This window comes from Micromonospora musae, from assembly GCF_003626635.1.
GTDB classification, from domain to species: domain Bacteria; phylum Actinomycetota; class Actinomycetes; order Mycobacteriales; family Micromonosporaceae; genus Micromonospora; species Micromonospora musae.
This window is the reverse complement of sequence record NZ_RAZT01000005.1, coordinates 267,127-285,130: the sequence shown is the minus strand read 5'-3', so window position 1 is coordinate 285,130 and position 18,004 is coordinate 267,127. Positions and strand designations below refer to the sequence as shown.

Sequence of the window (18,004 nt, the reverse complement as noted above, 5' to 3'; positions counted from 1 at the left end):
GGGGTCTTCACGTCCGTGCGGCGCACTACCACCGATGCCGATCCCACCGGGCTCGCGCCGCGAGCAACCGGTTGACCAGGCATTCCTGCACCCGTCCGGCGGTGCCCGGCACCGGGCTCGGCCCGACGGGGCACAGCACGATCTTGTAGCGTGAGATCGTGGCGCGGAGTGTGTACCTGACCAGCGTGGGGTCCGGCGGTGGGAAATCGACCATCGCGCTCGGGCTGGCCGAGCTGCTCTCCCGCCAGGTCGGCCGGATCGGCGTGTTCCGACCGCTGATCGCCGGCACCGGCCCGGATCCGATCCTGGCGCTGCTCAGCGAGCGCTACCGGGTCGACCTGCCGTTGGCGGACCTGGCCGGAGCGACGTACGCCGAGGCCACCACCCTGGTCGCCGACGGCCGCCGCGAGGAGCTGATCTCCCTCATCGTCGAGCGGTACCGGGCGATCGAGCGGCAGTGCTCCGCGATGGTCGTGGTGGGGAGTGACTTCGACGACACCGGGGATCCCGCCCGCCCCCGCGAACTGGCGTTCAACGCCCGGCTGGCCACCGAGTTCGGCAGCGTCGTGGTGCCCGTCGTGGACGGTTTCGGCCAGGAGGCCGCAGCCATCGCGGCGACCACCCGCGGCGCCTACCACGACCTCGCGGACCTGGGCGCCACCGTGCTCGCCGTGATCGCCAACCGGGTGCCCGAGCCGATGGCGCTGCCCGAGCTGCCGGTTCCCGCGTACGCCATCCCCGAGGTGCCGAGCGTCTCGGCGCCGACGGTGGCCGAGGTGGCGGCGGCGCTCGACGCCACCGTGCTCGCCGGTGACGAGGCGGCGCTCAGCCGGGACGTGCTCGACTTCGTGGTGGGCGCGGCGCACGTGCCGACCCTCCTCGACCACCTGACCACCGGGGCCCTGATGATCACCCCGGGTGACCGCGCCGACCTGCTCGTCGCGGCGAGCGCCGCGCACGTGGCCGGGCAGATCTCCCTGGCCGGGCTGGTGCTCACCCTCGGCGAGCGGCCGGACCCGCGGGCGATGCGGCTGGTCGAACAGTTGAACACCGGCCTCGCCGTGCTCTCCGTGGGCACCGACAGCTACGACACGGTGGCCGCGTCGAGCCGGATCGAGGGGCGGCCGAGCGCCGCCAACCCGCGCAAGGTCGAGGCGGCGCTCGGCGCGTTCGAGGCGAACGTGGACACCGCCGACCTGGCCGGCCGGCTCCGGGTCAGCCGGTCCGAACGGGTCACGCCGCTGATGTTCGAGAACGAGCTGATCGACCGGGCCCGCACCCAGCGCCGCCACCTGGTGCTGCCCGAGGGGAGCGAGGAGCGCATCCTGCGCGCGGCGGAGATCCTGCTGCGCCGGGGCGTCGCCGAGCTGACCCTGCTGGGCCGCCCGGACGAGATCGCCCGGCGGGCCCGGGAACTCGGTGTCGACGTGGGCGACGCGCACCTGGTCGACCCGACCGCGAGCCGGTGGCGCGACGAGTTCGCCACCGAGTACGCGCGGCTGCGCGCCCACCGTGGCGTGTCGGCCGAGCTGGCGTACGACATCGTGGCCCAACCCAACTACTTCGGCACCCTCATGGTGCGGGCCGGCCGCGCCGACGGCATGGTCTCCGGGGCGACGCACACCACCGCCGCCACCATCCGCCCCGCCTTCGAGGTGATCCGGACCGTGCCGGACGTCTCGGTCGCTTCGAGCGTCTTCTTCATGCTGCTCGCCGACCGGGTGCTCGTCTACGGTGACTGCGCGGTGAACCGCGACCCGGACGCCACCCAGCTCGCCGACATCGCGATCTCCTCGGCGGAGACCGCGGCCCGGTTCGGCATCGAGCCCCGGGTGGCGATGCTGTCCTACTCGACCGGCAGCTCCGGGGCGGGCGCGGACGTGGAGAAGGTCGCCGCGGCCACCGCGCTGGTCCGCGAACGCCGGCCGGACCTGCTGGTGGAGGGCCCCATCCAGTACGACGCGGCCATCGATCCGGCGGTCGCCGCCACGAAGCTGCCGGGCAGCCCGGTCGCCGGGCGGGCGACGGTCTTCATCTTCCCGGACCTGAACACCGGCAACAACACGTACAAGGCGGTGCAGCGCTCCGCCGGGGCGGTGGCGGTCGGGCCGGTCATGCAGGGTCTGCGCCGCCCCGTGAACGACCTCTCCCGAGGGGCCACCGTGCCGGACATCGTCAACACGGTGGCCATCACCGCGATCCAGGCCGCGGTGCCGGCCGAGGAGGCCGAATGAGCCGGGTGCTGGTGCTCAACTGCGGGTCGTCGTCGGTCAAGTACCGGCTCTACGACGGCGACGAGGTGCGGGACAACGGCACGGTCGAGCGGATCGGTGAACCGGGCGGCGGGCCCGCCGACCACGAGACCGCCGTCCGCCAGGTCATCTCCGGCCTGGACCTGACCGGGCTGACCGCCGTGGGCCACCGGGTGGTGCACGGCGGCACGCGCTTCGGTGAACCGGTGCGGATCGACGAGGAGGTGCTCGCCGCGATCCGTGACCTGGTGCCGCTGGCGCCGCTGCACAACCCGCCCAACCTGGCCGGCATCGAGGTGGCCCGGGAGGCGCTGCCGGACGTGCCGCAGGTCGCGGTCTTCGACACCGCGTTCCACCGCACGCTGCCCGAGGCGGCCGCGACGTACGCGATCGACCGGGACACGGCGATGCGCTACGGCGTACGCCGGTACGGCTTCCACGGCACCTCGCACGCGTACGTCTCCCGGCGCACCGCCGAGCTGCTCGGCCGCCGCTACGACGAACTGAACACCATCACCCTGCACCTGGGTAACGGGGCGAGCGCCTGCGCGATCGCCGGTGGCCGGAGCGTGGCGACCTCGATGGGCATGTCGCCGCTGGAGGGCCTGGTCATGGGGACGCGCAGCGGCGACCTGGACCCGACGATCATCTTCCACCTGCGACGCGAGGGCGGGCTCTCCGTCGACGAGATCGACGACCTGCTCAACCACCGCAGCGGTCTGCAGGGGCTGGCCGGCGCCAACGACATGCGGGAGGTGCTGGCCCGCAGGGCGGCCGGTGACCCGGCGGCGTCCCTCGCCTTCGACGTCTACTGCCGCCGCATCACGAGCTACGTGGGGGCGTACTACGCGCTGCTCGGCCGGGTCGACGCGATCACCTTCACCGCCGGCGTCGGTGAGCACGCCGCCCCGGTGCGGGAGGCGGCCCTGACCGGCCTGGAGCGCCTCGGCATCACCGTCGACCCGGCACTCAACGCGGGGAAGGGCGACCGGGTCATCTCGCCCGACGGGGCCGAGGTCACGGTCTGCGTGGTCGCCACCGACGAGGAGCGCGAGATCGCCCGCGCCGCCCGCCGGATCGCGGGAACGGCCTGACCGCTCAGCCCGCGAGCCAGACGGCCACCGCGACCAGCACCACGACGACTGCGGCCGCGCCGATGATCAACGGCAGCCGGCTGGCGGTCGCCACCGGCGCCTCCGGCTCGGGGGTGTGGACGAAGGCACGGAAGGCCTCGGTGTTGCCGCTCGGGTCGCTCTGGGTCTCAGGCATGCGAGTGACCCTAGCGAAACCGGTCCAGGCCGGTCGTGCCGCATCGCCGACGCGGGCGTGGACCGGGCGGTGGAGCGCGACCCGGCCACCGGGTGCGACGGCCCGACCCGGACGGCGGGGCGTGCGGCCCGGCTCGGGCCCCTACCGTGGAACCATGGGGACGAGGCGGCTGCTGGCCGCGCTGGTGGCGGTGCTGCTCGCCGGCTGCGCGCCGGCCGGCGCCGTCGGCGGGGAGCCGGACCCGACGCGCCGGGCGCCCGAGGGAACGTACGCCGTCGGCGTGCGTACGTTCACTCTCGATCCGGGCTCGGCGCGTCCCCTGCCGGTGACCGTCTGGTACCCGGTTCGGGACGGGGCGGTGGCCGCCGGGCGGTTCCCGGTGGTGATCTACAGCCACGGCCTGGACAGCCTGCCCGAGCTGCACGCGGGGCTGACCCGCCGTTGGGCCGGGGCGGGCTTCGTGGTGGCCGCGCCCGCCTTCCCGCACACGCGGCGCGGCGCGCCCCGGTTCACCAGGGCGGACGTACGCCACCAGCCGGCCGACTGCTGGCGGCTGATCCGGCACCTGGTCCGGTTGGACTCGCGCCGGAGCGATCCGCTCGCCGGGCACCTCGACGTGGCCCGATTCGCGGCGGCCGGCCACTCGGCGGGCGGCTACACCACCGCGGGGATGTTCTCCGCGGGCCACTCGTCCCGGCTGCGCGCGGGCGTGATCGTCGCGGGTGGCGGGATGGCGGGCGGTCTCGCGGGGCAGCCCGCCCCGCTGCTCTTCGTACACGGCACCGCCGATCCGATCGTGCCGCTGGCGGTGGGGCGCGCGGCGTACCACCGAGCCCCCGGCGCGGCCGGCTTCGTCAGCGTGCTCGGGCAGGGCCACGGCGAGTACCTGATCCCGGGGAAGCCGGCCTTCGAGCAGGTCTTCGCCACCATCACGGATTTTCTGCGCTGGACCCTCTACGGCGACCGGGCCGCCCGTGACCGCCTTCCCGCCGACGCGAACTCGCCGCCGCTGACCCGCTACGAGTCCCGCCGACCCTTCTGACCTCATCGGCGGTCCGGTCCGGTTGTACGGTCTGCGGGTGGACGGGCTCACGGAGCGGCAGTTGGCGAGCGTCGACGACGTTGTCGAGGCGGCCGCGGCGGCCGGCATCGAGGTGTGGCTGCGCGGAGGTTGGGCGATGGACTTCCACCTCGGTCAGGTGACCCGCCCGCACGTCGACGTCGACTGGTACTGCTGGCGTGCGGACGCGGAGCGCCTGGCCGCGACGTTGACCGGCCGGGGTTGGCGCCCGGACCCCCGGATGCCGGTCGAGGTTCAGCTGGACCTGTTCCGGGGCGACGTCGAGGTGAGCTTCGCCTACCTGTCCCGCGACGACACCGGCCGGGTCACCGTGGGCGGTGGCCCGTGGACGGGCACCCCGCTGCCCGCCGGGATGCTGGACGGTCCGCGCGGAGAGATCGGGTCGCACACCGCGCCGATCATCTCGGTGGCGGCGCAGATCGAGTTCAAGGAGATGTTCCCGGTCTGGATGCCGGAGCGCCCGCGCCGGCCGAAGGACGCCGATGACGTGGCCCGGCTGCGCGCGTCCCTCATCACCTGAGCGACCAGCGCCGATGGGGACGAACCGGCGGCGCAGGTCCGCGTCGGAGAGGCCCCGGTCAGAGCGGTGTCGAGTGCGCGGCCGACCACGGTCCGTCGGATACCGGACCGGCAGCCTCGGGATCCGGGCACAATCGGATTCATGTCCCGTCGCTGGAGGGCCACCCTGCTCACCGCCGGCCTCCTCGCGGCCGGCCTGACGGGCTGTTCCGCGAAGGCGCCCACCGCCGAGCGGCCAGCCGCCCCGGCGGACCGGTCGACGAGCACCACGCCGACACCGCGGGTGCCCGCGGGCAACGCGCCCACGGAGAGCTTCGCGGTCGGCGTACGACAGTTGCAGCTGAAGCGCGACGACCGTTCCCTGCCGGTGACCGTCTGGTACCCGGCGGCCGGGACGGCCGGCGGCGATCCGGAGCGCTCCGTCGCGGCGGCGGACGGGGATTTCCCGGTGGTGATGTTCAGTCACGGGCTGGGCGGCCGGCCGGACGACTACGCGGCGCTGCTCACCCGCTGGGCGGCGGCGGGTTTCGTGGTGGCCGCGCCGACCTTTCCGCACACCTCCCGGGGCGCCGACGGGAACGTGCTCGACGTGCTCAACCAGCCGGCCGACGTGTCGTACGCGCTGACCCGGGTGCTCGCGCTCGACGGCGCGGCGGGTGACCCGCTGCGCGGCCGGCTCGCCGCCGACCGGGTGGCGGCGGCCGGGCACTCGGCGGGCGGGGTGACCACCGTCGGCCTCTTCACGGCCGGCCGCGACGAGCGGTTGGACGCGGGCGTGGTCTTCGCCGGCACGTCGCTCGGCGTGGGCACGGCGTTCGCCGGCGCGACCGCCCCGCAGCTCTTCGTGCACGGCGAGCTGGACGAGGTGATCGAGTACGCGGCGGGGAAGGCCGTCTACGACGCGGTGCCCTGGCCGAAGGCGATGCTCAGCCTCAGCGAGGGTGACCACGGGCGGGCGCTGCTCTCCGACGGCGCCGCGCTGCGCGTGGTCGCCGACACCACCGTCGAGTTCCTCCGCTGGTCCCTCTACGGCGACGCGGCGGCCAAGGGCCGGATCGCGTCCGACGCCACCCGCGGTGGCCTGGCCACCTTCGACAACCACCTCTGACCGCGCACCTCGGCGGGGTCAGGCGGTGTGGTCGACGACCACCTTGCCGAAGACCTCGCCGGTCTGCAGGCGGGCGAAGGCCTCCTCGACCTTGCTGAACGGCACCACGCTGTCGACCACCGGGCGGACCTGCCGGTCCGCGCAGAACGTCAGCAGCTCGTACAGCTCGCCGGGGGTACCCATCGAGGTGCCGAGGATCTCCAGCTGCATGGCGAAGACCCGGCGCAGGTTCACCTTCGGCTCGTGCCCGGCGGTGGCGCCGGAGACCACGATCCGGGCGCCGGGCGCGGCGGACTTCAGCGAGTGGTCGAAGGTGGCCGCGCCGACCGTCTCGATCACCACGCCCACCCGCTCCGGCAGCCGGGCACCCGGCTCGACGCCGGTCGCGCCCAGCTCGGTGATCCGCTCCCGCTTGCCGGCGTCGCGGCTGGTCGCGTACACCCGCTTGCCCATGGCCACGGCGAGCGCGACGGCCGCCGTCGCCACCCCACCGCCCGCGCCCTGCACCAGCACGGAGTCGGCCTCGTCCACCCGGCCCTTGGTGGTCAGCATCCGCCACGCGGTCAGCCAGGCCGTCGGCAGGCAGGCCGCGTCGGCCGACGCCAGCCCCGCGGGCAGGGGCACCAGGTTCGCCCGCGGTACGGCCACCCGCTCGGCGAGGGTGCCCGGGAAGTGCTCGGAGAGGATGGAGAGCCCGCGCGGGTCGCCCGGGGTGGGGACGACCGGGTAGACGACCACCTCGTTGCCCTCCGGGTCCACCCCCGCCGCGTCGCAGCCGAGGATCATCGGCAGCTGCGCCTCGGTGAGACCGACACCGCGCAGCGACCAGAGGTCGTGGTGGTTGAGCGAGCTGGCCCGCACCTCGACGGTCACCCAGTCGTCGGCCGGGTGGGTCGGCTCCGGCCGCTCCCCCACGCTGAGCGCGGCGAGCGGGTTGGCGTCATCGAAGCGGGAGGCGAAGGCGGCACGCATGGTCGGCACGGTAACAAGCTGAGCGCCCGTTAAGAAGGCCCCTTCCTGTGCCGAACGCGACAGGAAAGGGCCTTCTCCAGCTTCACGGGCGGGCCGGGCGGGCCGGGGTCAGGCGCGGGCGACACCGTCCCGGCGGGCCGCCTCGGCGACCGCTTCCGCCACCGCGGGGGCGACCCGCGGGTCGAGCGGCGACGGCACGATCGCCTCGGCGGTGAGCGACTCGGCGACCACGCCGGCGATGGCGTCGGCGGCGGCCACCTTCATCCCGTCGGTGATGCGGGTCGCCCGGGCGGCGAGCGCGCCCCGGAACACCCCGGGGAAGGCGAGCACGTTGTTGATCTGGTTCGGGTAGTCGCTGCGCCCGGTGGCGACCACGGCGACGTGCCGGGCCGCCACCTCCGGGTGCACCTCGGGGGTGGGGTTGGCGAGGGCGAAGACGATGCCGTCCGCCGCCATGCCGGCCACCGCCGCCTCCGGGATCTGCCCGCCGGAGACGCCGATCAGCACGTCGGCTCCGCGCAGCGCCTCGGTGATGTCGCCGGTACGGGCGTCGGCGTTGGTCGTCGCGGCCAGCTCTGCCTTCGTACCGGTCAGGTCGGTGCGGTGCCGGCCGATGATCCCCTTGGAGTCGCAGACCACCACCTGGTCGGGGTCGACCCCGCCGGCGATCAGCATCTTCGTCACGGCCACCCCGGCGGCGCCGGCGCCGCTGACCGTCACCCGCAGGTCGCCGAGCTTGCGGCTGAGCAGCGTCGCCGCGTTGCGCAGCGCGGCCAGCACCACGATGGCGGTGCCGTGCTGGTCGTCGTGGAAGACCGGGATGTCCAGCGCCTCGTCGAGCCGGCGTTCCACCTCGAAGCAGCGCGGTGCGCTGATGTCCTCCAGGTTGATCCCGCCGAACGACGGCGCGAGCGCCCGCACGATCGCCACGATCTCGTCCACGTCCTGGGTGTCCAGGCAGACGGGCACCGCGTCGACGCCACCGAACTGCTTGAACAGCACCGCCTTGCCCTCCATCACGGGCAGCGCCGCGCGGGGACCGATGTTGCCGAGCCCGAGCACCGCCGAGCCGTCGGTGACCACCGCGACGGTGTGCGAGGCCCAGGTGTAGTCGGCGGCCAGGGCCGGGTCGGCGGCGATCGCCTCGCAGACCCGGGCGACTCCCGGGGTGTACGCGAGGGAGAGGTCCTCCCGGCTGGTGAGCGGCACCGTCGAGGCGACGGCCATCTTGCCGCCCCGGTGCAGCTGGAAGACGGGATCGGCGGGGTCCACGCGGGACGAAGGCATCGGTGACTCCAGAACTCTGTCGAGCAGACGGGGCGGCTCGCTCGGGGCGCGAGGTGGGCGGCGAGCGGTGGCACGCGGTGCAGGGGGTCACCCGGGCACTTTCCGAGCATAGTGTCGGCGGTGACCGCCGGACGTGAGCAGGGTCATAACGGTCGGGGTCGGACCCGACCGGGCCGGGGCCAGTAGCGGGCCAGCACCCGGCCCCGCACGTCGGCCACGCCGTACGCCCGGGAGTCGTCGGTGACCAGGTCGTTGTCCCCGAGCAGCCACCAACCGCCGTCCTGCGGCCGGACCGCACGCTTGACCACCAGGAGGTCCGGGCGGCTGCGGAACACCGCCACCACCACGTCGCCGGGGCGCACCGGTCGGCCACCCCGGCGCACCAGCAGCGCGTCGCCGTGGCGCAGCGTGGGCGCCATGGACGGGCCGCTCACCAGGACCGCGGTCAGCGGCCGACGCAGCCGGTGCGGCTCCGCCGGGTGACTGGGTGGCACGGTTTCACCTCCACCGGGTCGGGGAGCCGGTCCAGGAGTAATGTCGTCTTGGATCATCGCAAACTTCCCATGGAGGATCCCGATGCGACTTCCACGCATCCTTACGCCCCGTGTCACGGCGAGCGCCCACTGCGACCTGCCCTGCGGCGTCTACGACCCGGCCCAGGCCCGCATCGAGGCCGAGTCGGTGAAAATGATCTGCGAGAAGTACCAGGCGAACACCGACCCGGAGTTCCGTACTCGCGCGGTCATCATCAAGGAGCAGCGCGCCGAGCTGGTCAAGCACCACCTCTGGGTGCTCTGGACGGACTACTTCAAGGCGCCCCACTTCGAGAAGTACCCGAACCTGCACCAGCTCTTCAACGAGGCCACCAAGCTCGCCGGCTCCGGCGGCGTCAAGGGCAGCCTCGACCCGGCCACCGCCGAGCAGCTGCTGCAGAAGATCGACGAGATCGCCAAGATCTTCTGGGAGACCAAGAAGGCGTGACGCCCGGAGCTCCGGCACCGACGATCCGGCCGGTACGTCCCGAGGACGTACCGGCCGTCGTCGCGATGGTGCATGAACTCGCCGCGTACGAACGTGCCCCCGACGAGTGCCACCTCACCGACGAGCAGCTCACCACCGCGCTGTTCGGCCCGGTGCCCGCGCTCTTCGGCCACGTCGCCGTGGACGCGCAGGACGAGCCGCTCGGGTTCGCGCTCTGGTTCCTCAACTTCTCGACCTGGGCCGGGGTGCACGGCATCCACCTGGAGGACATCTACGTCCGTCCGACGGCTCGGGGCAGCGGCGCGGGTCGACTCCTGCTGGCCACCCTCGCATCGATCTGCGTCGAGCGGGGCTACCGCCGGCTGGAGTGGATGATGATCGACTGGAACCCGGCGGCCGGCTTCTACGCCGCGATCGGCGCGGGGCAGGAGAACGAGTGGGTTCCGTACCGGCTCAGCGGCGAGGCGCTGCACGAGCTGGCCCGCCAGGCGGTGACGGCCCCCACGCGTACGACCGTCTGAGCGGGTAGAGTCCCCGACCGGGGGGATGAGTGGTGACTCAACTGACCGGCCAGGCGGCCACCGATGACGATGTCGTGCACCTCACTGTGCCCGCTGACGGCGGCTACCTTGGCGTGCTCCGCACCGCCACCGCCGGCCTCGCGGCCCGGCTGCAGTTCGCCCTCGACGAGATCGAGGATCTGCGCATCGCCGTCGACGAGGCCTGCGCCATGCTGCTGGCGATCGCCACGTCGGACGCCGAGCTGGAGTGCCGCTTCTCGGTGACGGAGGACGCGCTGACCGTCGAGGTGACGGTGCCGACCGTGCGCGGCGCCACGCTCCCCGCGGAGTCGTCCTTCGCCTGGAAGGTGCTGACCGCGCTCACCACGTCCGCCGCCGCCACGGCGGGCGACGGGCGGGCGACCATCTCGCTGCTCACCCGGCGGTCCACCGGCTACTGAGCGGCCGACGGCTCAGGAGAAGCCCAGGGCCCGGTTGCTCGCGGGGGCGACCAGCAGCGCGCTCACGCCGACCCCGAGCGCCATCAGCGGTACGCCCAGCCAGCCCAGCCCGCCCTGGATCATGTACCAGCCGATCGGCAGGAGCATCAGCTGGAGCACGATCGACGGGGCGCGCGCGCCCGCGCGGCGGCGGTTCAGCGCCGCACCGAGCGCCCAGAGCGCCACGGCGCCGGCGACCGCGAACCCCGTCACCAGCAGCGCCGAGGTCAGCCCGACGGTGGTCTCCGCAGTCAGGTCGGCCCAGATCAGCCAGACGGCGATCAGCCCCACGGCGACCGCTTCGGCGCGCAGCAGCCGTACGGCCCAGCGGAGCGTGACGGGAATCGGGTCTGCGTCGGTGGTCACGCGCGCCACGATACTCGGGCTACCGAGAGGTACAGTGCCGCCCATGCGGGCCGTCCTGGTGGTCAACCCGAAGGCCACCACCACCAGCGAGCGCAGCCGGGACGTGCTGGTCCGGGCGCTGCGCAGCGAGGTCGACCTCACCGTGCGCTACACCCGTCGACGGGGGCACGCGACCGCGCTGGCGCGGGAGTCCGCCGAGGAGGGCGTCGACGTCGTCGTCACGCTCGGTGGCGACGGCACGGTGAACGAGGTGGTCAACGGCCTGATGGCGGCGCAGCCGCCCACCATGCCCGGCGCGGCGTCGTCGGCCGAGCGGTTGCCGGCGTTGGCCACCGTGCCAGGCGGGTCGACGAACGTCTTCGCGCGGGCGCTGGGTCTGCCACGGGAGTGGCCGGAGGGGACCAGCATGATCCTCGAAGGGCTGCGTCTGGGTCGTTACCGGACGATCGGTCTGGGCCGGGCCGACGACCGCTACTTCACCTTCTGCGCCGGTTTCGGGCTGGACGCCGCGGTGATCCACCGGGTGGAGCAGGCGCGGCGCCGGGGACGGGTCTCCAGCCCCGGTCTCTACCTGCGCGCAATGCTGAGCCAGTACTTCCTCGCCTCGGACCGGCGGCATCCGGCCGTTCGGCTGGAGCGGCCGGGCGAACCGGCGGAGGAGGGGCTCTCCACGGCGATCATCCAGAACACCGCGCCGTGGACGTACGTGGGCGACCGGGAGGTCAATCCCAATCCCGGGGCCTCTTTCGACCTCGGCCTCGACGTCCTCGCGTTGCGCCAACTACGGGTGCCGAGTACGACACGGACGGTCACCCAGTTCTTCTCCACTCGGCCCGACCCCAAGGGACGCGGGGCGCTGCGCCTGCACGACGTCGCCGAGTTCACGCTGGTCTCCAGCCGCCCGCAGGCGTTCCAGCTCGACGGTGACTATCTCGGCGAGCGGGAGAAAGTCAGATTTGCATCCGTTCCCGCCGCACTGAGAGTAATCTGCTAGGCCTCGGGTACCACCGCAGGTTGACGCGGCCGCCGCACCGAACGCGAGAGGCCGCCACGCCGAAGGAAGGGTGCCGGAAATGTCAGCATTGACACCTCATCCGTACTATATTGATCCTCGACTGTGGCACTCCGGGTAACCAGAGGGCCCAAGAATCCGGACAAATGGGTTGTGGGCTTGCTCACCGCACGGAGTTTTTCCGAGCGTCACCCTTGACATTGCGTGAGTTCGTGAAAGTATTCACAAGCGAACTTGAGTTACCGGGACATCGCCTGGACATACTCACGAAGCGGAGTTGTTCCAGCAGGTCCCCGGGGCCAGCAGCCTGCTCACGCATAGCCGAATAGTCGAACGCGAACCGTTACGACCGGCGATGCGGACGCATATAGGAAAAGCACCAAAGCATTACTGCCACCCATCCAGAATGAGGAGTGTTGCCGCCATGGACTGGCGTCACCATGCTGTCTGCCGCGACGAGGACCCGGAGCTGTTCTTCCCGATCGGGACGTCTGGCCCGGCTCTCCTGCAGGTCGAGCAGGCCAAGGCCGTCTGCCGGCGCTGCTCCGTGACCGACCAGTGCCTGCAGTGGGCGCTCGAGTCGGGTCAGGACGCTGGCGTCTGGGGCGGAATGAGCGAGGAAGAGCGGCGCGCCCTCAAGCGCCGCGGTGGCCTCCGGGTGCTGCGCGCCCACTCCGCCTGAACCACGACACAGCGAAACGCCTCGCGGGTGAACCCGCGGGGCGTTTCGCTGTCCGCAACCGGAAATTCGCCGCCGAAAGCGCGGCGCACCGGAGATCGTCACGCAGCGGCATCCTCCGACCGTACCGATCTGTCGGAGAGTGACGGCGAGCGCAGTCACGCAGCGTCAATTCGCGCGGCCGCCGCGAGCGGAACGGCCGGAGCCGGATTCCCGCGCCGGTCCGGCCCGGCGCGGAGCGCGTCGACCCGCCGCAGCACCAGACCCGCCAGCTCCGGCGCGTCGGTGAGCGGAGCCGAGACGGCCGCCGCACCCGCGTCCCGAGCGCCCGCCGTCACCGCGTCGTGGAAGAGACCGGGAGCCAGGAAGTACGCCGACACCACGATCCGGCGAGCCCCCTGCGCGCGCAGCCGAGCCACCGCCGCCCCGACCGACGGCGGAGCCGCCGAGGCGTACGACACCCGGACGGGCACCTCAAGTTCCCGGCCGAGCGCCGCCGCCACCCGACCCACCGAACCACGGGCCCGCGCGTCCCGGGTACCCGCCGCCGCCAGCACCAGCGCGTCGAACCGACCCGGCTCCGCCTCGACCAGCCGACGCCGCAGCGCCGCCAGCAACGCCGGATCCACCTCCGCCCCGACCGGCCCGAGCACGTCGGTCACCCGCACCGCGAAGCCCGGCTCGGCGGCCCGAACCGCGGCCACCGCCGCCGGAACGTCGACCCGACGGTGGTACGCGGCGGTGAGCAAGAGCGGTACCAGCACGGCCCGCTGCTGCCCGGCGACGGCCAGCGCCCGCAACGCCTCGGTCGGCCCCGGGGCCGTGTGGTCCAGCCAGCTCGCCGAGACCGGGACGCCGGGGCGGGCCGCGCGCACCGCCCGGACCAGCGCCCGGGTCGCCGCGGCAGCTCGCGGATCACGGCTGCCGTGCGCCACCAGCAGGACCGGATCGGCGGCCCGTGCCGCCACCGGGGCGGGCACGGACCGGATCGGCCGACTCAGGTGTGCAGACCGCATTCGGTCTTCTCGAACATCGCCCACCGGCCCGCGCGCGGGTCCTCCCCCGCTCTCGTCCGCCGGGTGCACGGCCAGCAGCCGACCGAGCCGTACCCCTGCTTGAACAGCTCGTTCACCGGCACGTCCCACCGGGCGATGTAGTTGTCCACCTCCGCCTGGGTCCAGGCGGCGATCGGATTCACCTTCACCTTGCCGCGCCGCGGGTCGAACGTGACCACCGGCGTGTTGGCCCGGGTCGGCGACTCGTCCCGGCGCAGCCCGGCCGCCCACGCGTCGTAGCCGGTCAGCGCGCGCTCCAACGGCTCGACCTTGCGGAGCTGGCAGCAGTCGTCCGGGGACCGGTCGAAGAGCCGGGGACCGTACTGGCCGTCCTGCTGCCCCACCGTCAGCCGGGGCCGGACCGAACGCACTCGCACCGGCAGCCGGCGGGCCACCTCGTCGCGTACCCGCAGCGTCTCGGGGAAGTGCAGTCCGGTGTCGAGGAAGACCACGTCCACCCCGGGCGCGACCCGGGACACCAGGTGGGCCAGCACGGCGTCCGCCATCGAGCTGGTGACGCAGAACCGGTCGCCGAAGGTCTCCGCGGCCCAGCGGGCGATCTCCAACGCCGGGGCGCCCTCCAGCTCCCGGCCCGCCTCCTCGGCGAGCGCGCGCAGCTCCTGCGGATCACGCCGGGCGGCGTCGGCCGGCGCGGGCCCGCCGGCCCCCACCAGAGCCAGGTTCACCGCCGACACGAGGGACCTCGCGGCCGGCGCGACCTCCGCGCTCACCGGGCCACCGCCCGGCCGAGCAGACCGGTGAACCTGACGGTGAAGACCCGGGCGCAGGCGTGGCACTCCCAGGCGCCGTGGCTCGCCTCGTTGGGCCGCAGGTCCTCCTCGCCGCAGTACGGGCAGTACAGGGGTGCCGCTCGGTTCTCGCTGCTCACCGCAGTTCCTCCTCGTCGACTCTGATCACCCACTGGGCGAACGCCTCATCCTCCTGCCGGCCGGCGAGGTAGCGGCGCGCCAGCCGTTCCACGTACGCCGGAAGCTCCTCGGCGGTGGTCTTCAGGCCGCGCAGCTTGCGGCCGAAGCCGGCGGTCTGCCCGGTCGCCATGCCGAGGCCACCGCCGAGGTGCACCTGGAACCCCTCCACCTGACGCCCGTCCGGGCCGAGGACCAGCTGCCCCTTGAGCCCGATGTCGGCCACCTGGGTACGGGCACACGCGTTCGGGCACCCGTTGAGGTGGATCGAGATGTCCGCGTCGAAGTCCCGGAGCCGCTGCTCGAGCCGGGTCACCAGCTCCTCGCCCCGGGCCTTCGTCTCGACGATGGCGAGCTTGCAGTACTCGATGCCGGTGCAGGCCATCGTGCCCCGCCGCCAGGCCGACGGCCGGGCCTCCAGACCGATCCCGCGCAACGCGGTGACCAGGGACTCCACCCGCTCCGACGGCACGTCCAGCACCAGCAGCTTCTGGTACGGGGTGAGCCGTACCCGGTCGCTGCCGTGCGCCTGCACCACGTCGGCGAGGCGGGCCAGCTGGCTGCCGGAGACCCGGCCGACGATCGGGGCGGCGCCCACGTAGCTGAGCCCGTCGTGCTGGCGGTGCACGCCGATGTGGTCGATCGGCTTGCCGGGCAGCTCCGGGGCGGGGCCGTCGAGCAGCGTGCGGCCCAGGTACTCCTTCTCCAGCACCTCCCGGAAGCGCTCCACGCCCCAGTCGGCGACGAGGAACTTCAGCCGGGCCCGGTTGCGCAGCCGGCGATAGCCGTAGTCGCGGAAGATCCCGACCACGCCGGCCCAGACGTCGGGCACCTCGGCCAGCGGCACCCACACGCCCAGCCGCTGCGCCAGCATCGGGTTGGTGGAGAGCCCGCCACCGACCCAGAGGTCGAAGCCGGGGCCGTGCTCGGGGTGCTCCACCCCGAGCAGGGCGATGTCGTTCGCCTCGTACGGGGTGTCCGCGAGCCAGGAGATCGACGTCTTGAACTTACGCGGCAGGTTGGAGAACTCGGGGTTGCCCACGTACCGACGGACGATCTCGTCGATCGCCGGGGTCGCGTCGACCACCTCGTTCTCGGCCACGCCGGCGACCGGGCTGCCCAGCACGATCCGCGGGCAGTCGCCGCACGCCTCCGTGGTCTGCAGACCCACCGACTCCAGCCGCCGCCAGATCTCCGGCACGTCCTCGATCCGGATCCAGTGGAACTGGATGTTCTGCCGGTCGGTGATGTCGGCGGTGTCTCGGGCGAACTCCTGGGAGACCGCGGCGATCGTCCGCAACTGGGCGAGGGAGAGCTGGCCGCCGTCGATCCGTACCCGGAGCATGAAGTGCTCGTCCTCGAGCTCATGCGGCTCCAGCACCGCCGTACGCCCACCGTCGATGCCGGGCTTGCGCTGGGTGTACAGGCCCCACCAGCGCAGCCGGCCGCGCAGGTCGGCGGGGTCGATGGAGGCGAAGCCGCGGTGCGCGTAGATGGTCTCGATCCGCGCGCGGACGTTCAGCGGATCGTCGTCCTTCTTGGTCCGTTCGTTGGGGTTGAGCGGCTCGCGATGCCCGAGCGCCCACTGCCCCTCGCCGCGCGGGCGGCGCGGGGCCCTGGCGGGGCGGGTCGGCGGATCCTCGGGCCGGGTGGAGATGCTGCTGACCGCCATCGCGGCCTCCTCAGTCGTCTGCTGGACCTCGGTGGGAGCGCGTACGCGACGGCGGCCCGTCAGGACGGGCTGAGGACAGCGATGTCGGAGAAGCCGGCGCGGAACGCGCCCGAGATGAATGAGTCGGGCGTCGTCAGTGGGCCGGACAGATCGCGCTGCGCACGCGGCCGTAGTCGACGTGGCGGCGGGCCACGAAGCGACGCACGACGGCGGCAGTCATGCCCGTCATGCTGCCACACCCACCCGGGCGCAGCCAACGATCGCGTGCCTGATCCCACATCACGGGCCGGCGCCGTCGATAGGCTCGACCCGTGGGCGAAAAGTCCGATAGGCGGCATCGGGCAACCCCGCCGGCGAGCGGCGCGGTGCCGCCCGCGGCCCGGCGCGGCCTGCGGGAGACCGCGGTCTGGCTGGCGCCGGCGGTACTGACGCTGGTGGTGACCGGCTACGGGCTCACCGGCGCACAGCTCTGGCGGGACGAGCTGGCGACGTGGAACGCGGCCAGCCGCTCGGTGCGGGACCTGGTCCGGCTGGCCGGCAACATCGACGCGGCGACCGGACCGTACTACCTCTTCATGCACTTCTGGACGGCGCTGGCCGGCGACTCGATCGTCGCGCTGCGGCTCCCGTCGGTACTGGCCATGGCCGGTACGGCGGCACTGACCGCGCTGCTCGGCCGACGTCTCGCGGGGGCCCGCGCCGGGCTGCTCGCCGGACTGCTCTTCGCGCTCCTACCCGGCACGTCCCGGTACGCCCAGGAGGCCCGCCCCTACGCGCTGGCCAGCCTCTTCGCCATCCTCGCCACGCTGCTCCTGGTCGACGCGCTGTGCCGACCCGGCTGGGGACGCTGGATCGGGTACGCCGCGGCCCTCGCCGCCCTCGGACTGACCCACCTGATCGCCCTCACCCTGCTCGCCGCGCACGCGGTCGCCGTGCTCGCCACCCACCCTGCCGGGCTCACCGCGGGCGGGGGCGACCGCCGGCGCTGGTTCTGGGTGCCGGCCGTGCTGCCGGCGGTGCTGCTGGTGGCCCCGCTCGCGCTGGTCGCCCGGTCGCAGCGCGGACGTCAGCTGCAGTGGGTGGAGCTCGTCCGGCCGAGCGATCTCACCACGCTGCCGGGCGGGGTGGCGCAGAGCAGCGTGGTGGGTGGACTGCTGGTGGGGCTCGCCGTACTCGGCGCCGCCCGACTCGGCCGGCGTGCCCTGCTGCCGGGCACCGCGGTGCTGCTGCCGGTCTTCCTGCTCTTCGTCGCCGGGTTGGCCGTACCCATCTGGGTGCCGCGCTACCTGGTCTTCGTGGTCCCGTTCGCGTGCCTGCTGGCCGGGGCGGCGCTCGCGGCGGTACCGCTGCCCGGCGGGCTCGCCCTGGTGGTCCTGGCCGGGCTGCTCGGCGGGCCGGACCAGGCGGCCCTGCGGCGTACGCACGAGTGGCCGCGCAGCGCGCCGATCGACTACCGGGCGGTGGCCGAGGTGATCGCGGCGAACCAGCGCACCGGCGACGCGATCGTCTACTCACCCCGGCGCAGCTGGCTCTTCCTCGACTTCGGGATCGAGTACCAGCTCCGGGACCGGCGCCCGCGCGACGCGCTGCTGGTCGAGGGGGCGGCCCGGCGCGGTGACCTCTGGGCCACCGAGTGCGGCCGGCCCGCCGACTGCCTGGCCGGGGTGCCCCGGGTCTGGCTGGTGCTCTCCGGCCGGCACACCGATCCGGTCGCCGCGGTCTCCGGCGCCAAGGGCTCGGCCCTGCGGGACGGTTTCACCGTCACGCAGGTCTGGCAGCGCCCGGGTCTCACGCTGGCCCTGCTCACCCGGTGACCCGCGGCCGG

20 protein-coding genes are annotated in these 18,004 nt (G+C 73.4%); 11 read left to right on the top strand and 9 right to left on the bottom strand.

Translation table 11 applies throughout. From position 1 onward, the window contains the following. The first annotated feature begins 158 nt into the window (after nt 1–158). Nucleotides 159–2,234 (top strand): phosphate acetyltransferase, encoded by a 2,076-nt coding sequence (pta, locus tag D7044_RS12065; protein ID WP_120688878.1) that lies wholly within the window; start codon nt 159–161, stop codon nt 2,232–2,234. Then, a complete protein-coding gene (locus tag D7044_RS12060; protein ID WP_120688877.1) occupies nt 2,231–3,346 on the top strand; it encodes an acetate/propionate family kinase in 1,116 nt (371 codons plus the stop codon). Before pta ends, D7044_RS12060 begins: the two co-directional genes overlap by 4 nt. Nucleotides 3,347–3,350: 4 nt before the next feature. On the opposite strand, the gene D7044_RS32605 is transcribed toward D7044_RS12060, so the two are convergent. Further along, nucleotides 3,351–3,521 carry a hypothetical protein gene (locus D7044_RS32605; RefSeq protein ID WP_199716586.1) on the bottom strand — a complete coding sequence of 57 codons (171 nt, stop codon included), beginning with the start codon at nt 3,519–3,521 and terminating at the stop codon, nt 3,351–3,353. 154 nt (nt 3,522–3,675) lie between these two features. Between D7044_RS32605 and D7044_RS12055 the strand changes: the two genes are divergently transcribed. From D7044_RS12055 to D7044_RS12045, 3 genes are all read left to right on the top strand, one after another. Continuing rightward, nucleotides 3,676–4,563 carry an alpha/beta hydrolase family protein gene (locus D7044_RS12055; protein ID WP_120688876.1) on the top strand — a complete coding sequence of 296 codons (888 nt, stop codon included), beginning with the start codon at nt 3,676–3,678 and terminating at the stop codon, nt 4,561–4,563. A gap of 37 nt (nt 4,564–4,600) precedes the next feature. Further along, nucleotides 4,601–5,122, top strand: a complete 522-nt coding sequence (locus D7044_RS12050; RefSeq protein ID WP_120688939.1) for a nucleotidyltransferase domain-containing protein — start codon at nt 4,601–4,603, stop codon at nt 5,120–5,122. A gap of 141 nt (nt 5,123–5,263) precedes the next feature. After that, nucleotides 5,264–6,229: an alpha/beta hydrolase family protein gene (locus tag D7044_RS12045; RefSeq protein WP_120688875.1), complete on the top strand. Its 966-nt coding sequence runs from the start codon at nt 5,264–5,266 to the stop codon at nt 6,227–6,229. Between the two features lie 18 nt (nt 6,230–6,247). Here D7044_RS12045 and D7044_RS12040 read toward each other — a convergent pair whose 3' ends face one another. The 3 genes from D7044_RS12040 to D7044_RS12030 all read right to left on the bottom strand — a co-directional run bounded on the left by D7044_RS12040 (nt 6,248) and on the right by D7044_RS12030 (nt 9,039). Further along, the gene (locus D7044_RS12040) at nt 6,248–7,210 is read right to left on the bottom strand and encodes a zinc-binding dehydrogenase (protein ID WP_120679346.1); all 963 of its coding nucleotides are present in this window, start codon (nt 7,208–7,210) and stop codon (nt 6,248–6,250) included. A gap of 99 nt (nt 7,211–7,309) precedes the next feature. Next, entirely contained in the window at nt 7,310–8,488 is a 1,179-nt protein-coding gene (locus D7044_RS12035; protein WP_120688874.1) for an NAD(P)-dependent malic enzyme, read from the bottom strand. Between the two features lie 143 nt (nt 8,489–8,631). Next, the gene (locus D7044_RS12030; protein ID WP_199716585.1) at nt 8,632–9,039 is read right to left on the bottom strand and encodes a S24/S26 family peptidase; all 408 of its coding nucleotides are present in this window, start codon (nt 9,037–9,039) and stop codon (nt 8,632–8,634) included. Nucleotides 9,040–9,064: 25 nt separating this feature from the next. Here D7044_RS12030 and sodN point away from each other — a divergent pair, with 25 nt between their 5' ends. From sodN to D7044_RS12015, 3 genes are all read left to right on the top strand, one after another. Continuing rightward, nucleotides 9,065–9,469, top strand: coding sequence for a superoxide dismutase, Ni (gene sodN / locus D7044_RS12025; protein WP_120679342.1), 405 nt, complete (start codon nt 9,065–9,067; stop codon nt 9,467–9,469). Nucleotides 9,470–9,534: 65 nt separating this feature from the next. Then, nucleotides 9,535–9,990, top strand: a complete 456-nt coding sequence (locus tag D7044_RS12020; protein ID WP_120688937.1) for a GNAT family N-acetyltransferase — start codon at nt 9,535–9,537, stop codon at nt 9,988–9,990. Nucleotides 9,991–10,022: 32 nt separating this feature from the next. After that, nucleotides 10,023–10,430: an ATP-binding protein gene (locus D7044_RS12015; protein ID WP_120679864.1), complete on the top strand. Its 408-nt coding sequence runs from the start codon at nt 10,023–10,025 to the stop codon at nt 10,428–10,430. A gap of 12 nt (nt 10,431–10,442) precedes the next feature. Here the strand turns inward: D7044_RS12015 and D7044_RS12010 are convergent, their stop codons facing one another. Then, nucleotides 10,443–10,835, bottom strand: a complete 393-nt coding sequence (locus tag D7044_RS12010) for a hypothetical protein (RefSeq protein WP_120688873.1) — start codon at nt 10,833–10,835, stop codon at nt 10,443–10,445. Nucleotides 10,836–10,878: 43 nt separating this feature from the next. On the opposite strand from D7044_RS12010, the gene D7044_RS12005 reads away from it, so the two are divergent. After that, nucleotides 10,879–11,829, top strand: a complete 951-nt coding sequence (locus tag D7044_RS12005) for a diacylglycerol/lipid kinase family protein (protein WP_120679338.1) — start codon at nt 10,879–10,881, stop codon at nt 11,827–11,829. Between the two features lie 442 nt (nt 11,830–12,271). Beyond that, nucleotides 12,272–12,529, top strand: a complete 258-nt coding sequence (locus D7044_RS12000; protein ID WP_076472094.1) for a WhiB family transcriptional regulator — start codon at nt 12,272–12,274, stop codon at nt 12,527–12,529. A gap of 155 nt (nt 12,530–12,684) precedes the next feature. On the opposite strand, the gene D7044_RS11995 is transcribed toward D7044_RS12000, so the two are convergent. From D7044_RS11995 to D7044_RS11985, 4 genes are read right to left on the bottom strand one after another with little or no spacing between them, the layout of a single operon-like run. After that, the gene (locus D7044_RS11995) at nt 12,685–13,542 is read right to left on the bottom strand and encodes a sirohydrochlorin chelatase (protein ID WP_120688872.1); all 858 of its coding nucleotides are present in this window, start codon (nt 13,540–13,542) and stop codon (nt 12,685–12,687) included. Next, a complete protein-coding gene (locus D7044_RS11990) occupies nt 13,524–14,312 on the bottom strand; it encodes a phosphoadenylyl-sulfate reductase (RefSeq protein WP_411710979.1) in 789 nt (262 codons plus the stop codon). The genes D7044_RS11995 and D7044_RS11990 overlap by 19 nt, the downstream gene beginning before the upstream one ends. Continuing rightward, a complete protein-coding gene (locus D7044_RS32600; RefSeq protein ID WP_187398655.1) occupies nt 14,309–14,470 on the bottom strand; it encodes a hypothetical protein in 162 nt (53 codons plus the stop codon). Before D7044_RS32600 ends, D7044_RS11990 begins: the two co-directional genes overlap by 4 nt. Next, entirely contained in the window at nt 14,467–16,179 is a 1,713-nt protein-coding gene (locus D7044_RS11985) for a nitrite/sulfite reductase (protein WP_120688871.1), read from the bottom strand. The genes D7044_RS32600 and D7044_RS11985 overlap by 4 nt, the downstream gene beginning before the upstream one ends. Before the next feature lie 365 nt (nt 16,180–16,544). On the opposite strand from D7044_RS11985, the gene D7044_RS11980 reads away from it, so the two are divergent. Beyond that, entirely contained in the window at nt 16,545–17,993 is a 1,449-nt protein-coding gene (locus tag D7044_RS11980; protein WP_411710980.1) for a glycosyltransferase family 39 protein, read from the top strand. The last annotated feature ends 11 nt before the right edge of the window (nt 17,994–18,004 follow it).

What these genes read in the sequence shown, in the direction of transcription:
- D7044_RS12060 (WP_120688877.1), top strand. Translation starts at nt 2,231, where the DNA reads ATGAGCCGGGTGCTGGTGCTCAACTGCGGGTCGTCGTCGGTCAAGTAC.
- D7044_RS32605 (WP_199716586.1), bottom strand. Translation starts at nt 3,521, where the DNA reads ATGCCTGAGACCCAGAGCGACCCGAGCGGCAACACCGAGGCCTTCCGT.
- D7044_RS12055 (WP_120688876.1), top strand. Translation starts at nt 3,676, where the DNA reads ATGGGGACGAGGCGGCTGCTGGCCGCGCTGGTGGCGGTGCTGCTCGCC.
- D7044_RS12045 (WP_120688875.1), top strand. Translation starts at nt 5,264, where the DNA reads ATGTCCCGTCGCTGGAGGGCCACCCTGCTCACCGCCGGCCTCCTCGCG.
- D7044_RS12035 (WP_120688874.1), bottom strand. Translation starts at nt 8,488, where the DNA reads ATGCCTTCGTCCCGCGTGGACCCCGCCGATCCCGTCTTCCAGCTGCAC.
- D7044_RS12030 (WP_199716585.1), bottom strand. Translation starts at nt 9,039, where the DNA reads ATGATCCAAGACGACATTACTCCTGGACCGGCTCCCCGACCCGGTGGA.
- sodN (WP_120679342.1), top strand. Translation starts at nt 9,065, where the DNA reads ATGCGACTTCCACGCATCCTTACGCCCCGTGTCACGGCGAGCGCCCAC.
- D7044_RS12020 (WP_120688937.1), top strand. Translation starts at nt 9,535, where the DNA reads ATGGTGCATGAACTCGCCGCGTACGAACGTGCCCCCGACGAGTGCCAC.
- D7044_RS12005 (WP_120679338.1), top strand. Translation starts at nt 10,879, where the DNA reads ATGCGGGCCGTCCTGGTGGTCAACCCGAAGGCCACCACCACCAGCGAG.
- D7044_RS12000 (WP_076472094.1), top strand. Translation starts at nt 12,272, where the DNA reads ATGGACTGGCGTCACCATGCTGTCTGCCGCGACGAGGACCCGGAGCTG.
- D7044_RS11995 (WP_120688872.1), bottom strand. Translation starts at nt 13,542, where the DNA reads ATGCGGTCTGCACACCTGAGTCGGCCGATCCGGTCCGTGCCCGCCCCG.
- D7044_RS11985 (WP_120688871.1), bottom strand. Translation starts at nt 16,179, where the DNA reads ATGGCGGTCAGCAGCATCTCCACCCGGCCCGAGGATCCGCCGACCCGC.